A 14,262-nucleotide genomic window follows, 5' to 3' on the forward strand; every position below is an offset into this window, starting at 1 on the left:
AACCGGCTATTGCCGGTTTTTTTGCGGAGCCAAAACAGACTATCTCGCCCTGGCGAATCACTCCTGCCAGTTAGGCTTACGTTTTTCCAGCAGGGCAGCCACGCCTTCACGGCCTTCCGGGCTGCTGCGCACACCTGCCACCTGCTCGGCGGTAAACTCGACCAGCGCCGGGTTGATCACCTTGCCCCACACATCGCGCAGCAGTGCCTTGCTGCCGGCAATCGCGTTAGGGCCATTGCGCACCAGCATTTCGGTCAGGTAGTTCACCTGAGCCTGCAGTGCTTCATGCTCGACCACAATATGCACCAAGCCCAGCCGCTTGGCCTTTTCGGCGTTGAAGCGTTCGGCAGTGATGAAATAGCGGCGGGCAGCGCGTTCACCCATGGCGCGCACCACATACGGGGCGGTGGAGGCCGGAATCAGCCCCAGCCGCACTTCGGAAAAACCAAACAGCGCTTCAGCAGTGGCCACTGCCACGTCGCAGCAGGCCACCAGGCCTGCACCCACGCCAAATGCCGAACCTTGCACACTGGCAATGGTGGGCAGGCGCAGGGTGTCCAGCTTGTACAGCAGGCGTGCCAGGCTTTGCGCATCGTGCAGATGCTCGGCCTCGGTGTAGTCGGTCATCCGGCGCATCCAGTCCAGATCCACCCCGGACGAGAAGCTCATGCCGTTGCCGGTCAGGATCAGCACTCTGGCCGCCGGATTGGCCTGGATGGTGTCGAGCAAGGCGCTGAGCTGGTCGATCAGGCTATTGTCGATGGCGTTGTGCAGTTCGGGGCGGTTCAGCGTTACGGTAGCCACCCCGTTGGGGGCCAGCGAATACAGGATGGAATCAGTCATCGGAATCAGGCTCACGGCGTGCGGGGATAAAGTAGTGCTGATTGTAGCGGCAAGCCACCGGTTGTGGTTGACGCTTTCATGACAAAGCCGGGCGGGCTTTCCCCCTTGCCCGGCAAGCTGCCGAATTTAGCCAGCCAGAAACTGGCTGGTCAGCGCCACAAACTGGGGCAGTGCTTCCAGATGGCTGGCGTGGCCAGCACCAGGCAGCACTTCCAGACGGGCATCAGCCAGACCGGCCAGCAGCGCATCGGCCTGGTAGCGCGGGGTCAGGCGGTCTTCGCTGCCCACCAGCACCAGGCTGGGAATGCGGATGTCGCCCAGCCAGGGGCGGGCGTCGTGCGCCAGAACCCCGGCGCTCAGCCGGGCAATCGGTGCCCAGGGAAACTGCCCGGCCAGTGCGCGCATGGCGTCCAGCATGGGCTGCTGGGTGGCCAGAAACTGGCTGCCAAAAATCCACGGCAGGCTGTCGGTAAAGCGCAGGTCAGCGCCGCCGGCCTGTTCTGCTGCTGCCCAGCTGGCGGCAATGGCGGCATTGGCCGCGTCGGAATACGCCAGCGTGCTGGCCAGCACCAGCCGCTCGACGCTGGCCGGGTGGCGGTGGGCCAGATGCTGCGCCACCATGCCGCCATACGACAGGCCCAGCAGGCGCACCGGGCCAAGATCCAGCGCGGCAATCAGGCTGGCCACGTCGTCAGCCTGCTGGTCAAGCGAATAGGCGTCGGTTTCTGGCTTGCTGCTTTGCCCCTGGCCGCGCAGGTCCAGCGTCAGCACGCGAAACTGCTGGGCATACAGCGGCACATGCCAGCCCCAGGCGGCAGTGGTCATGGTCAGGCCATTGAGCAGCACCAGGGTATGCGGACCGGTGCCAGTGAGTTCGTAGTACAGCGATTGGCCATCGGCCAGCGTATGCAGGGACATGGGGAATATTCCGGATGAAAGTGTGCTCAGTATAGCGGGAAGAGACAGCAGTCTGGCATACGCTTCGGCCAGAAAGAGGGTGATTCATGCAGAAAAATCCGGGCAGCAAAGGCGTGGGCAGCGGGTGGCGTTCCCGTCTTGTGTGCGGGAACGCCGGGGCGCTTTTCAGGGAGAGCCAACATTAAGGAGGCGCTGATTGATGCAGAAAAATCGTGTTTGCCAAAAATAAAATCTAGCAAAATCAACACACTGGATTTCCGCCTGCGCGGGAATGACGGGGTGAGGGCGCGGTGGGTGCTTAGCACGCCTCGCCCACAGCCGGGCCGCGCAGGCTGTCTGCCGGCACCTCCAGTGCTGCTACCTGTGCCTGCAGCGCGGCAAAGGCCGGCGTGGCGGTGTGCGCCTGCCAGTCGGCGGCGCTGCCCTGGCCGGCCATGCCGTCCAGGCGGGCCAGCAGTTCGGGCGGGGCGGCAAAGTCCAGCGTGGCCAGCAGCTGGTCGGCCAGGTCTGGCCGGTTGCACACCAGCGCCATATCGCAGCCGGCGGCAAAGGCGGCCTGGGCGCGGGCGGTGATGTCGCCAGCTGCGGCGGCACCTTCCATGCACAGGTCGTCGCTGAAGATCACCCCGGCAAACTGCAATTGGCCGCGCAAAATATCCTGCAGCCAGCGGCGGGAAAACCCGGCAGGCTGGGCATCCACTGCCGGGTAGACCACATGCGCCGGCATCACCGCCGCCATGCCGGCGGCGGCCAGGCGGGCAAATGGGCGCAGGTCATCGCGCTCCAGCGCCGCCAGCGGGCGTTCGTCCAGCGGAATCACATGGTGGGAATCGCCTTCCACCCAGCCGTGCCCCGGAAAATGCTTGCCGCAGGCCGGCATGCCGCCGCGCGCCAGGCCGGCCTGCAAGGCCAGTGCCAGTTCGCTGACCACGTCCGGGTCACGGTGAAACGCCCGGTTGCCAATCACCGCACAGCGCGACCAGTCCAGATCCAGCACCGGAGTAAAGCTCAGGTCCACCCCGCAGGCGCGCAGTTCGGCAGCCAGCACTTCACCCACCGCCTGCGCGGTGTGGCGGGCGCGTTCGGGCGAGTCGGCCCACTGCTCGCCCAGGGTGCGCATCGATGGCAGTCGGGTAAAGCCTTCGATAAAACGCTGCACCCGGCCACCTTCGTGATCGACGGCAATGATCAGCGCCGGGGTGCGCAGGGCGTGAATGTCGGCGGTCAGGGCGCGCAGTTGGGCCGGCGACTGAAAATTACGCCGGAACAAAATCACCGCGCCCACCAGCGGGTGGCGCAGGCGCTCACGTTCGGCATCGGTAAGGCTGAAGCCGGCAATATCCACCATTACCGGGCCGCGTGGGCAGAGAACGGGCATGACTACTCCTTAAAACGAGAACAGTAGAACAAGAACAGCTTGAAAACACGCAGCGTGTTTGGTTGACGGATCGGCTGATGAATGTTGAAGAGTGCCAGGGGGCAAACATCCATATCCAGCACAACCAACCGTCTGGATTTCCGCGCTTGCCGGTTATTCCGCCAGCGCGGCCAGCAGAATGCGCAGCATGGCCGCCGTGGCCCCCCAGATGAACTGGTCGCCGTGGGTGAGCGACAAATATTGCCCGCGCCGGCCTTCCTGCTGGTAGTCGTGGCGGATGTAGTTGGCCGGGTTGAGCGCCAGCGGCAGCGGCAGCTCGAAAATCTCCGCCACCTCGCCCACCTGGGCGGTCAGCCGCACTGGCGGCAAAATCAAGCCCACCACCGGGGTGACACAAAAGCCGGTGACGGTGACATACGCCGGCAACTCGCCCACCACCGTTACCCGCTCCGGAGCCAGGCCGATTTCTTCGTGTGCTTCGCGCAATGCGGCAGCACAGGCGCTGGCGTCGTCGGCTTCCTGCTTGCCGCCCGGAAAGCTGATCTGCCCGGCATGGTGGCGCAGCCCGGCTTCGCGGCGGGTGAGCAGAATGGTGGGCTGGCCTGGATGCCATAGCAGCGGCACCAGTACTGCTGCCGGGCGGGTGTGGCTGGGCTGGCGGTGGGGAATGTCGCCGGGCAGTTCGGCCAGAGGCCGGGCCAGGCGTTCACTCAGCCATTGGCGGGCGTGATCGGGGTCAAGAGGCAGCATGGTGGACGGTCGCAACACAGAAGGGGCAGTGTAGCGCGTTTTGGCCGGGCAGCGCACCGGCCAACGCTGCGGATACCGCTCAATAATGCGGCGGGATGTCCTGTTGCAGCTGGGCCAGCAGGCTGCCGCCTTCGGGGGCGTCGCCTGCTGGCTGTTGCAGCATGGCGTACAGCTGGCGCAGTTGCTGTTGCTGCAGGTCGAGCTGCTGTTGCTGGCGGTTCAGCGCCAGATTCAGGCTGTCAATCAGTTCATCCTGCAGGGCCAGGCGGATTTCCAGTTCGGTCAGGCGGTGGTCGGTGTCGGTCACGGGTGGGGTCCATTCAGGGCAAAAAATGCCGCAACAGCCGGGCGCTGCGGCGGCTGGCGTGCCGGCATTGTAACGCCAGAAGCGTGGGCCTGGCCGATCTTAACTGGCCTGGCGCTGGGCTTCCAGTGTACGCACCGTATCGCCCAGGTCGGCCATCAGCTTGTCCAGCCGGCGGGTGGCACCGGCAATGATTTCGGTTTCGGCAGACAGGCTTTGCGTGGACTGGCCGATTTCTTCGATGTCGCGGGTAAATTCACAGAACCCCTCCGACTGCGAGCGCCCGGACTCGGACACCTTGGCCAGCACCCGCGACAGATTGCGCGTGCCACTGATGATCTGCCCCAAGCTGTCCTGGGCGCTGCGGGCGTGGCTGGCCCCTGTGGTCATTTTCTGGTTGCCATCGCGCATGGCCAGCAGTGCCTGGGTGGTGCCACTGACAATCAGCGTGGTTTTCAGGTCGATTTCCTTGGTGGCCTTCTGCGTGCGTTCGGCCAGCTTGCGCACCTCGTCGGCCACCACGGCAAAGCCGCGCCCGGCTTCGCCCGCACGCGCGGCTTCAATCGCCGCGTTCAGCGCCAGCAGGTTGGTCTGGTCGGCAATCTCGGCAATCATCTGGGCAATGCCGCTGACCTCATTGCTGCGCCGGCCCAGTTCTTCCATCTGCGCGGCAGCCAGGCCAATCACCTCGCTGGCCTCGGTCAGCCGGCGCATGGCGCTGTCCATCACCTCGCCGCCTTCGCCGGCCTGGCTTTCGGCCTGGCGCGACACCTCGGCGGCCTGACTGGAGGTGTCGGCGTTCTTGCGGGTTTGCTGGTCCATATTCTGCACGGCCACCACCATGGTGGTCGTGCGCTTGGTCTGCTGGGTCATGGTGGTGGCCATCATATGCGCCGAGTCGGCAATTTCCTTGCTTTCCCGGCTGGCGGCACGAATCGAACGGGTCACCTGCTCCAGCATGCGCGACAGCCCGGCGTGCGAGCGTTCGGCTTCTTCCCGCGCCTGCTCCAGCTTGGTAAAGCCCCGGCTCTTGGCCCCTTCAAACGCCAGCACCAGCGCCAGCACGACAATGGTCAGGCCGATCAGCGACTTGGCTTGCAGCGAGGCCAGCGCCTCGGGCGGAATCGGCGACACCGGCAGCCAGTCCGGGTGGCCATGCGCCACGGTAAAGCCGCCGATGGCGATAAAGGTCAGCACGCTCCACACATAGCCGGCGCGCCGCCCGGAAACAAACACTGCCGCCACCGGGATGCAGGCATACCAGATGATGGAGGTGGACATGATGCCGTTGTTGACATACACCATCCAGCTGACCATGGCGAACATCACCGTGGTGACATATTCCGCTGCCAGCCACACCTTGGCGCTGAACTTGAGCAGCGCAATGGCCAGCACCATGCCCACCCCGCCCAGCACAATGCCGTGCGCCATCGGGTAGTGGTGCAGCTTGTAATACGACAGCGCAAACAGTGGTGCCAGTCCGCCAGCCAGCACGGCCACGGTGATGACCGTACGCGCCTGGATCAGTTCGTCCTGTTGCAAGGTATCCGGCAGCAGCCGCTCCAGCAGTGATTTCCCCGCCATGTTTCCCTCTCCTCGTCATCGATTGCCTCAGGGTGCAACGTATCGCCCCTGTTGAGTGGCCCGCCGTCCGATTTTGACTTGCAATACAGGTGTCTGGGCCCGATGGACACCGGTTCGGCGAAGGCGATTATCCACCGTTTTAGCAATAAATCAAACGGATGTTTGAGTTATTTTGCTGCTGCAGTGCAATAGTGTGCCAGGGGACAGACAGACAAAAACATGACTCGATGCGCGGCAAGCCCCGTTGCTCAAGGCTGGGAAGGATAGCGTGGGCGGCGTAGCCGTCCTGAGGCGGTCGTGTGGGAGAAGTGAGCGATGCGGCCAGGTGACCAGCAGCAGGAACCCGCCGAAGCGACGCATGCCGGCTCGATGCCGGGATGAGCGCCGTAGGAATCCCCCGACTTCAGGCGGGGGAGGATGTCAATTTTTTCTGTTGGCCCGTTTTGCCGGCATATTGCAATTAAATGTCATTTCATGGTTTTGCAATCTTGTTCACGCAAGATGGCGGACTTGTTCCCCCCGACATTGACCGCCGTCCGATGAAAATTTCCACCCGTTTATTTGCCCAGGCGCTGCTGGCGGCCATCACCCTGCTGGTGGTGATGGCCACCAGCGCCTGGCAACTGGCCGATATCCGCCACGCCCTGGAACGCGCCCAGCGCAGCCAGCAAGCCGTGTTTCAGCTGACCGCCGCCAAGGCCGCCGCGCTGACCCTGGCCAAGGCCGACCCGATTCTGCCAGACACCGTGCCGCTGCTCACCCACACCGAGCGCAGCGTGGCCCAGGCGCTGGCGCAAGTGGCGGCGCTGGCACCGGGCACCCGTGCGCTGCATGCGCCGTGGCAGGAATACCTGCGCCAGTTTCGCAGCGCCGTGCAGATTGCCAGCGTCAGCCCAGCCGACGCGCTGAGCATTCCCGACCAGATTTACGCCCTGCACCTGCAACCGATGCTGCAACAGCTTGACCGCCACAGCGCCCAACTGAGCGAACAGGCCCGCGCCGACGCCGACGCAGCCAGCGCCGGGCTGAACCGCCTGCTGTGGAGCGTGCTGATTCCACTGGGCTTGTCGGCCCTGCTGATTGTCGGCAGCCAGACCTGGCTGGCCGGCCAGTTGTCGCGACGGCTGGCGGCGCTGTCACGCGACACCCGGCAACTGGCTGCCGGCAACCTGTCGGTGCGGCTGAACGCCCGGCGCAACGATGAAATTGGCCAGCTGGCGCATACCTTCAATGGTTTTATCGACGACCTGGCCAGCCTGATCCATCGCGCCCAGCATGACGCCCAGGCGATTGACGACAATGCCCGCTCGCTGGCCGGCATGGGGGCCAGCGTGTCGGCGCAGGCGCGCGATCAATCGGTGGCGGTGCGCGCTGCCAGCAACCACATCGAAGCCATCAGCCAGGATGTGCACCGGATTGCCCTGGCCGCCAGCCAGGCCAGTGACGAAGCCGCCGACGCCGAACACCTGGCGGCGCAGGCGCGGGACATGGGCGCGCGGGCGATTCAGGCGCTGGACGAATCACAGCAGGCCGTGGGTGACGCCGACAGCCACTTTGCCGTGTTTGCCCAGCGTCTGAGTGGCATTGAACGCCTGGCGGACAGCATTGGCGAGATTGCCGGGCAGACCAATCTGCTGGCGCTGAACGCCGCGATCGAAGCCGCCCGCGCTGGCGAGCAGGGGCGCAGCTTTGCCGTGGTGGCCGATGAAGTGCGCAAGCTGGCTGAACGCGCCAGCTGCTCCACCCAGGACATCAGCCGGCTGGCGGCTGAAGTTCACGGCGACCTGCACGCGGCCCGCCAGGCGATGGACGCCACCCGCGACGCCGTGGAAGGTGCCAGCGCCGAAGGCCAGGCCATGGCCGATGCCCTGGGCTGCATCACCCAGGGGGTGCGCACCGTGGCCGGCCATATTCACCGCATGGCCGAACACACCGAAGCGCAGTCGCAAGCCTGCCACGCGCTGGCCGGCCATCTCGAGCAAGTGGCCAACGGTGCCAACCAGGCGGTGGCCGAGGTGGACGCCACCCACCAGCGGATTGAAGCGCTGGCCAGCATTGCCCAGTCGAAAACCCGTGGCATGTCGCGTTACGCCGGGACAATGCAGGCCAGCCCGGCGTAAGCCATGGGGGGCGTGGTCTGGCATGACGGGCGCGATGCGTCCGGCAGCGGCCTGTGCGCAACGGCAGACCCATTCCGCCAGAACATGCGGCAGATCAAACCACGCTAATGATAGCGCCATGCGGTATTGCACGGCCTGTCCATTCCGGGTAACGTCGCCGGGTTGTCTGACACCTAATAAAAGAGGAGCGAGCTCGCATGAAACTTGAAACCATCGCCGTCCACGGCGGCTACAGCCCGGACCCCACCACCAAGGCCGTGGCCGTGCCGATCTATCAGACTGCCAGCTATGCCTTCGACAGCGCCCAGCATGGGGCCGACCTGTTTGACCTGAAAGTTCAGGGCAATATCTACACCCGGATCATGAACCCGACCACCGATGTGCTGGAAAAGCGCGTGGCCGAGCTGGAAGGCGGGATTGCCGGGCTGGCGCTGGCCTCGGGCATGGCGGCCATTCTGTACGCGATTCAAACCATTGCCGAAACCGGCGACAACATCATCGCCACCAGCACACTGTACGGCGGCACCTACAACCTGTTTGCCCATACCCTGCCGCAGCTGGGTATCGAAGTGCGCTTTGTCGATTATCGCGACCCGCAGGCGGTGGCTGCGCTGGTGGATGCGCGCACCAAGGCGGTGTACTGCGAATCGGTGGGCAATCCGCTGGGCAATGTGGCCGACCTGGCCGCGTTTGCCGACGTGGCCCACGCCAGCGGCGTGCCGTTGATTGTCGATAACACCGTGCCGTCGCCGTATCTGTGCCGCCCGTTTGAACACGGGGCCGATATTGTGGTGCACTCGCTGACCAAATACCTGGGCGGCCACGGCAACAGTATCGGCGGCATCATTGTCGATTCCGGCAAATTCCCCTGGGGCGAGCACAAAGAGCGCTTTGCCCGGCTGAACACGCCGGATGTCAGCTACCACGGGGTGAACTATGTGGAAGCACTCGGCCCGGCAGCCTACATTGCCCGCGCCCGCGTGGTGCCGCTGCGCAATATGGGCGCGACCATTTCGCCGTTCAACAGCTTTTTGATCCTGCAAGGCATCGAAACCCTGGCGCTGCGCATGGACCGCATCTGCGACAACGCCTTGCGCGTGGCCGAGTACCTGGCCGCGCACCCGGCGGTGAACTGGGTGGAGTACGCCGGCCTGGCCGACAATCCGAGCAAGCCGCTGGTGGACCAATACATGGGCGGTCGCGCTTCGGGCATTCTGTCGTTTGGGGTGAAATCCGGCCGCGAAGGCGGCGAGCGCTTCCTGGATGGCCTCAAGCTGATTACCCGTCTGGTGAATATCGGCGACGCCAAGAGCCTGGCCACCCACCCGGCCAGCACCACCCATCGTCAATTGAACGACGAAGAACTGGCCAAGGCCGGGGTGAAGCCGGACATGGTGCGTTTGTCGATCGGGATTGAACATATCGACGATATTCTGGCTGATATCGACCAGGCGCTAGCCACGGCATAAAGCGCACGCTAGCCTACTCGACACAGTCGGTTGATTGATCAAGTGGCACATTCAATATCCTGAATGTGCCACTTTTTTATGCCAATAAATGACAAAGAGAAAATAAAATTCATTTTGCTTGTCTTGCCCGGGGTTAATTTTCAGGTAGGCCTGCACCAGGCAAATGCATGAGATTAAATGCATTAAATAAATTGCTTTATCGACACTCTGTTTTGTTATCGTGCGCGCAGCCTATCAAAAGGTTGACTTTTAAGAAAACTTCCATAAATATAATAAGCCCATCAGGATGTGCATGGGCGTGCTATGTCTTTGGCGTGGTATATACATGTAAAACTACGGTATTTTATATTTGCCGTGGAAATATATTGTGCCTCTGTATCTCTTGCTGTATATATTTTCGGGAAATTCACGTGTTAAGTATTATTAATATGATGCGAGGTCAATCATGAGTGCAGTATCCAGCAGCAGTAGTTATACCTTGGCAGCAGGGGAAGATACCCTCTATCTAACAGGCGGTAGCAATGTTGATGGTGCCGGAGATAATTTGAATAACAAATTGATTGGCAATAGCGGAGCCAATATCCTTTATGGTTACGATGGCCATGATAGCTTGTATGGTGGCTCAGGTAGCGATACGTTATATGGTGGTATCGGTAATGATATTCTTGACGGCCAGGCTGGCGCTGACTTGATGATCGGAGAATTAGGCAATGACTATTATGTGGTCGACTCGCTTGCCGATATCGTCGTGGAACAGGTAGGAGAAGGCACTGATACGGTTCGCTCTGCATTGGTTAGCTATATCTTGCCAGACAATCTGGAATCTCTAGTGCTTTCTTCAAGTGTGGCGATCAGTGGTGTGGGTAATTCGCTGAACAATGCCCTGACTGGCAATAGCCTGGACAATCTTCTACAAGGACTGGATGGTGCCGACACTTTGTACGGTGGTGCAGGTAATGACACGCTGGAAGGGGGCAGTGGCAATGACACGCTGGATGGTCAGGCTGGTGATGATCTCATGAGCGGTGGTAATGGCAATGACAGTTATGGCGTAGACAGCTTGAATGACGATGTTGTTGAGGCTGCAGGCGAAGGGGTCGATACATTGTATTTCCATCTGGCCAGTGATGTTGATGCGCTTTATATGACTGGCTATGTAGTTCCAGATAATGTAGAAAATGTGGTTATCAACTCGGCATTTTATTCTCCTTATATGGAACTGATTGGTAGCAACGCGAATAACCTGCTCAAGGACCTGACGCCCACGGGCATCAGTATTATTCATGGCATGGGTGGTAATGATACTATCTATGGTGGTAGTAGTACGTACGCAGCAAACAATTATCAAGAACTTTATGGCGATGATGGCAATGACACCATCTATGCCTATGGCGCTGACTCGGTATTGGGCGGCTCTGGGAACGATGTGCTGATTTCCATGCAAGGCGCTAATATCTTGTGGGGGGGTGTCGGTGATGACACCTATATCATGTATCAGGGGGCACTCAGTTCAGCCGGGGAACTGGCCAATGAAGGACATGATAGGCTCAAATCGTATGGCAGCTACTCTCTGGAAAACTGGGAGATCGAAGATCTGACCTTGATGGAAACCACCTACTTTACTGAAGGTACGGGCAATCATCTGAATAATGTCCTACAGGGGAGTTCAGCCAGCAACCGGCTGTACGGCATGGAGGGGAACGATACCTTGATTGGCTGGGGCGGCGACGATGAACTGCAAGGTGGGTCAGGTGATGATCTGATCAAGATCGGGGTGGACTCCTTGACGGCGCCAGCTTGGGGGGGAATGCAATGGGTGTATGGCAATGAAGGCCATGATACCTTCTGGATTGGCAATAACTATCGCGGCAACCACGCCATCTACAACACCAGCGGCGTGGATAGCCTGGTGATCAATGACTTTACCTCAGGTGAAGACCATATCCGCTTGGCGCTGTCTCCTACCGCAGCTAATCCGACAACCGTGAATCAGGTGTTCACTCGCCTGCTTGGTGCGCCATTGCAGACCACCGCCGACTGGGATGCCTTGTTGAGTCTGGGATCTGCATCAGGCAGTGCTGCTGCACCGACGCTGACCGCAATCCGCTATGATGAAGATCCTGCATGGCAATACGTGACTTACCTGATTCTGGATCGTAGCGATAGCGCCACGTTCACCAGCGATGATTTGTGCATCTATATCTCGGGTGGTGTGGACTTCCAGGTGTCGGACTTTATTTTTGACCATATGTAACAATGCCATGTCTTGCTCGCTTGGTGAGGTTCAGCCGTGGTGTGCTTGAACATATGCCCACGCTGCAGGCTGCTCGGCCTGATATCGACCAGGCGCTGGGCGGGGCATGATTCACCGGTAGCAGGCTATTGCGTTAACACGGTTTTTTAAAACACAAAAAGGCCATCCTATACCCAGGATGGCCTTTTTGTGTTTTGCTTTGGATAATTTGATTGTTTAAAATATACCTGAATATAAATTAATAATATCACGTATTCAGACACCCTGATTAACGTCCCTCATCTGGCCATGTATCCGGTTGCCAGACCCGGTATTGCGCTGCTGGCTATCACCCTGGTCATTGGCTTGCATTCCACTCGCAGAGAACACTGAATCACTCTGGCATTCGGGGTGATTCAGCGCTTTCTCTTATCTGTGCGGCCTGCACAATCTTGTTCCCATCACCATTATAGGGAGACATGCGTCTATCCGGCGCATGCCAATTACCTGGGTCACCATTCGTGACACCGGGCATCCCATTTCTAAGGAGAGAACCTCATGATGAATTCATTGCGTCACCGTCTGCTTGGCTTTGTGCTGGTGGTGGTGATGAGTCTGGCTGCCGTGCTGACGGCAGTGGCGTATTTGCATGCCTATGCCGCCGCCGAAGTGGAAGTGCGTAACACCATCAGCCAGATCACCAGCAACAAGGTGGCCTTTATCAACGAGTGGGTCAGTTCCCGCCAGCGCATCGTCAACAGTGTGCTGCTGAATGTCGGCCACGGCCTGCTCAAGCCGGTGCTGGATCAGGCGCGCATTGCTGGCGGATTTGACGATTGCTACCTGGGCGAGCCGGATAAGACCATGACCTTGAGTCAGGCAACAGCGCCAGAAAACTACGACCCCACTGGACGGCCCTGGTATGTGGCCGCCGTGGCCAGCGAAGGCCCGATTGCCTCGCCGCCGTATCTGGACGCCACCAGCAAGCAGCCAGTCATCACCTTTGCCCAGGCCCTGCGCCGAAATGGCCAGCTGGTTGGCGTGGTGGGTGGCGATGTGCTGCTCAAGCGGGTGGTGGAAGAAGTGCTGGCCACCCAGCTGCCCGGCAATGGTCAGGCATTCTTACTTGCGCAGGACGGCACGGTGATTGCCCATCCGGAGGCCAACTCGTCGCTGAAAAAAATCAGTGAGGTGATTCCGGGCTTCAGCCTGGATGCCGTGCCCAAGGAGGGTTTGATTCATCCGCTGCAGCTGGACAATCAGCCCATGCTGGCCGTGCTGCAGCCAGTGGGCAAAACCGGCTGGCTGATGGGCGTGCTGGTGTCGCAATCCGCCGCCATGGCCCCGGTCCAGCAGATGCTGTATCGCATGCTGGCCACGCTGGCCGGCTGTCTGGCGCTGGCTGCCGCCGTCATCTGGCTGGGCATGGCGCGCATGTTGCAAGGGCTGGCGGTAATGCGTGATGCCATGCGCAGTGTGGCCAGCGGCTCGGGCGACCTGACCTTGCGCCTGCCGGTGAAAGGCTAGGATGAGCTGGCGGAAATTGCCCAGGCGTTCAACCAGTTTGTCGCCGCGCTGCAGCAGATGTTCACCAGCGTGCGCCAGCATGCCGAATCGCTGGCCGACACGGCCAAACGGCTGGACCAGAGCGCCGGCCAGATTGCCGATGATTCGCGCATTCAGTCCAGCGAGCTGGCCAACACCGCCGCCACCATTGAGCAGGTGACGGTGAGCATCAACCAGATTGCCGAGCATGTCGGCGAAACCGAAGCGCTGGTGGCGCAGTCGCGCCAGGGCTCGGTCAGTTCGCAAGAAGGCATGCAGACCGTGGCACAGGAAATGCAGGCGGTGGTGAGCGCCATCACCACGCTGCAAACGGTGATGTCCGGGCTGTCGAGCAAGTCCGAGGCGATTCGCGGCATCGTCAACACCATTCACGACATTGCCGAGCAAACCAACTTGCTGGCGCTAAATGCGGCGATTGAAGCCGCGCGCGCCGGCGAGCAGGGCCGTGGCTTTGCCGTGGCTTTGCCGTGGTGGCCGACGAGGTGCGCAAGCTGGCCGAGCGCACTGCTGCTGCCACGGTAGAGATTGCCGGCATCATGGATCAGGTAATCGACCAGACTGGCGATGCGGTCAGTCATGTGGGCGCCACCCAGCAACGGGTCAGCCACAGCATGACGCACACCGAAGACGCCGCCCTGCGGGTGGCGGCGGTACGCGAACGCGCCGACGACATTGCCCAGCGCATGGCCCATATCAAGCTGGCCACCGCCGAACAGGGCAGCGCCACCCACGATATGGCGCGCAGCGCCGAACGGGTGAACGTGAAAACCCATGAAACCGACACCCATTTGCAGGACATGTTGCACACCATCCATGGTCTGCTGGAAAGTGGCGAAGCGTTGAAAACCCTGGTGGCACGCTTCCGGCTGTAGGACGATTTACGTCAGCATGTGGCTCAGCGTGTGACAACGCTGGCCGCCAGTCTGGCCATTGAATGGCGTCATGTGTGCTTTATTGAGTGGAAAACAGCCATTTTGTTAGGGACGCGCTGAACAAACCAACATCTGGCTTAAGGCGAGCCACGCAGCCTACATCAATTCAGCAGTGAGGCGTCGATGAGTAAAAAACACCAGCCCCATCGCCAGTTTCAGTCAGAA

At 60.9% G+C, this 14,262-nt stretch carries 12 protein-coding genes; 6 read left to right on the top strand and 6 right to left on the bottom strand.

Translation table 11 applies throughout. From position 1 onward, the window contains the following. Positions 1 to 57 precede the first annotated feature (57 nt). The 6 genes from BXU06_RS05650 to BXU06_RS05675 all read right to left on the bottom strand — a co-directional run bounded on the left by BXU06_RS05650 (position 58) and on the right by BXU06_RS05675 (position 5,777). Positions 58 to 843 (bottom strand): enoyl-CoA hydratase-related protein, encoded by a 786-nt coding sequence (locus BXU06_RS05650; RefSeq protein ID WP_077297639.1) that lies wholly within the window; start codon positions 841 to 843, stop codon positions 58 to 60. Between the two features lie 126 nt (positions 844 to 969). Beyond that, a complete protein-coding gene (locus BXU06_RS05655) occupies positions 970 to 1,761 on the bottom strand; it encodes an alpha/beta fold hydrolase (protein WP_077297641.1) in 792 nt (263 codons plus the stop codon). Between the two features lie 298 nt (positions 1,762 to 2,059). Next, on the bottom strand, positions 2,060 to 3,139 hold the full coding sequence (nagZ, locus tag BXU06_RS05660) for a beta-N-acetylhexosaminidase (protein WP_077297643.1): 1,080 nt from the start codon (positions 3,137 to 3,139) through the stop codon (positions 2,060 to 2,062). Between the two features lie 153 nt (positions 3,140 to 3,292). Continuing rightward, positions 3,293 to 3,889 (bottom strand): CoA pyrophosphatase, encoded by a 597-nt coding sequence (locus BXU06_RS05665; protein WP_077297645.1) that lies wholly within the window; start codon positions 3,887 to 3,889, stop codon positions 3,293 to 3,295. Between the two features lie 79 nt (positions 3,890 to 3,968). Continuing rightward, on the bottom strand, positions 3,969 to 4,196 hold the full coding sequence (locus tag BXU06_RS05670; RefSeq protein ID WP_077297647.1) for a SlyX family protein: 228 nt from the start codon (positions 4,194 to 4,196) through the stop codon (positions 3,969 to 3,971). Positions 4,197 to 4,295: 99 nt separating this feature from the next. Beyond that, positions 4,296 to 5,777, bottom strand: coding sequence for a methyl-accepting chemotaxis protein (locus BXU06_RS05675; RefSeq protein ID WP_077297649.1), 1,482 nt, complete (start codon positions 5,775 to 5,777; stop codon positions 4,296 to 4,298). Between the two features lie 539 nt (positions 5,778 to 6,316). Between BXU06_RS05675 and BXU06_RS05680 the strand changes: the two genes are divergently transcribed. The 6 genes from BXU06_RS05680 to BXU06_RS18065 all read left to right on the top strand — a co-directional run bounded on the left by BXU06_RS05680 (position 6,317) and on the right by BXU06_RS18065 (position 14,037). Continuing rightward, positions 6,317 to 7,897: a methyl-accepting chemotaxis protein gene (locus BXU06_RS05680; protein WP_171982120.1), complete on the top strand. Its 1,581-nt coding sequence runs from the start codon at positions 6,317 to 6,319 to the stop codon at positions 7,895 to 7,897. Positions 7,898 to 8,094: 197 nt separating this feature from the next. After that, positions 8,095 to 9,366, top strand: coding sequence for an O-acetylhomoserine aminocarboxypropyltransferase/cysteine synthase family protein (locus BXU06_RS05685; protein ID WP_077297653.1), 1,272 nt, complete (start codon positions 8,095 to 8,097; stop codon positions 9,364 to 9,366). Positions 9,367 to 9,811: 445 nt separating this feature from the next. After that, the gene (locus BXU06_RS05690; protein ID WP_077297655.1) at positions 9,812 to 11,620 is read left to right on the top strand and encodes a calcium-binding protein; all 1,809 of its coding nucleotides are present in this window, start codon (positions 9,812 to 9,814) and stop codon (positions 11,618 to 11,620) included. A gap of 537 nt (positions 11,621 to 12,157) precedes the next feature. Beyond that, entirely contained in the window at positions 12,158 to 13,126 is a 969-nt protein-coding gene (locus tag BXU06_RS18055; RefSeq protein WP_150125116.1) for a cache domain-containing protein, read from the top strand. 57 nt (positions 13,127 to 13,183) lie between these two features. Further along, on the top strand, positions 13,184 to 13,687 hold the full coding sequence (locus BXU06_RS18060; RefSeq protein WP_253189530.1) for a methyl-accepting chemotaxis protein: 504 nt from the start codon (positions 13,184 to 13,186) through the stop codon (positions 13,685 to 13,687). Further along, entirely contained in the window at positions 13,633 to 14,037 is a 405-nt protein-coding gene (locus tag BXU06_RS18065; protein ID WP_253189531.1) for a methyl-accepting chemotaxis protein, read from the top strand. The genes BXU06_RS18060 and BXU06_RS18065 overlap by 55 nt, the downstream gene beginning before the upstream one ends. The last annotated feature ends 225 nt before the right edge of the window (positions 14,038 to 14,262 follow it).

It is taken from the genome of Aquaspirillum sp. LM1 (genome assembly GCF_002002905.1).
Classification (GTDB): domain Bacteria; phylum Pseudomonadota; class Gammaproteobacteria; order Burkholderiales; family Aquaspirillaceae; genus Rivihabitans.

What these genes read in the sequence shown, in the direction of transcription:
- BXU06_RS18060 (WP_253189530.1), top strand. Translation starts at nt 13,184, where the DNA reads ATGTTCACCAGCGTGCGCCAGCATGCCGAATCGCTGGCCGACACGGCC.
- BXU06_RS05665 (WP_077297645.1), bottom strand. Translation starts at nt 3,889, where the DNA reads ATGCTGCCTCTTGACCCCGATCACGCCCGCCAATGGCTGAGTGAACGC.
- BXU06_RS05680 (WP_171982120.1), top strand. Translation starts at nt 6,317, where the DNA reads ATGAAAATTTCCACCCGTTTATTTGCCCAGGCGCTGCTGGCGGCCATC.
- BXU06_RS05655 (WP_077297641.1), bottom strand. Translation starts at nt 1,761, where the DNA reads ATGTCCCTGCATACGCTGGCCGATGGCCAATCGCTGTACTACGAACTC.
- BXU06_RS05690 (WP_077297655.1), top strand. Translation starts at nt 9,812, where the DNA reads ATGAGTGCAGTATCCAGCAGCAGTAGTTATACCTTGGCAGCAGGGGAA.
- BXU06_RS05675 (WP_077297649.1), bottom strand. Translation starts at nt 5,777, where the DNA reads ATGGCGGGGAAATCACTGCTGGAGCGGCTGCTGCCGGATACCTTGCAA.
- BXU06_RS05685 (WP_077297653.1), top strand. Translation starts at nt 8,095, where the DNA reads ATGAAACTTGAAACCATCGCCGTCCACGGCGGCTACAGCCCGGACCCC.
- BXU06_RS05650 (WP_077297639.1), bottom strand. Translation starts at nt 843, where the DNA reads ATGACTGATTCCATCCTGTATTCGCTGGCCCCCAACGGGGTGGCTACC.
- nagZ (WP_077297643.1), bottom strand. Translation starts at nt 3,139, where the DNA reads ATGCCCGTTCTCTGCCCACGCGGCCCGGTAATGGTGGATATTGCCGGC.
- BXU06_RS18055 (WP_150125116.1), top strand. Translation starts at nt 12,158, where the DNA reads ATGATGAATTCATTGCGTCACCGTCTGCTTGGCTTTGTGCTGGTGGTG.